This window comes from Kitasatospora sp. MBT66, assembly GCF_000710405.2.
In the GTDB taxonomy this organism is placed as follows: domain Bacteria; phylum Actinomycetota; class Actinomycetes; order Streptomycetales; family Streptomycetaceae; genus Kitasatospora; species Kitasatospora purpeofusca.
Genome location: NZ_JAIY01000006.1, coordinates 122,099 through 122,427 on the forward strand (window position 1 = coordinate 122,099; position 329 = coordinate 122,427).

At 73.9% G+C, this 329-nt stretch carries 1 protein-coding gene; it reads right to left on the reverse strand.

The window, feature by feature from the left end; translation table 11 throughout:
- Positions 1-212, reverse strand: a 212-nt coding sequence (locus BI06_RS50665) for a hypothetical protein (protein WP_199523286.1), incomplete at its 3' end; no start/stop codon positions are given.
- Positions 213-329 lie beyond the last annotated feature (117 nt).

Below are 329 nucleotides of genomic sequence, written 5' to 3' on the forward strand. Positions count from 1 at the left end.
CGGGAGTGCGCCTCCAGCAGCCAGGGGGCGACCTCGGCGAGCTCCTCGCCCTCCGCTCCGGCCGGCCTCCCGAGCAGGTTCCAGGCGGAGCCGCTGCCGTGCACGACAGCCCCGTCCGCGGCGAGGACCAGGACCGGATACGGTGCCCCGGCCAGGAATGCCAGCCCGGATTCGGCCGACCCGAGGGGGGTCTCTGTCGGGAGGAGTGCCATCTGGTCGGCCCTGTCGGACCATCACCTCGTCACGCGTCTCGGGCAGTGGCCGGAGCCGCCGCGAATCCGGCTCGAAGGGCACGAACCGCGTCGGCCGCTGGATTCCCGCGCAAAGCC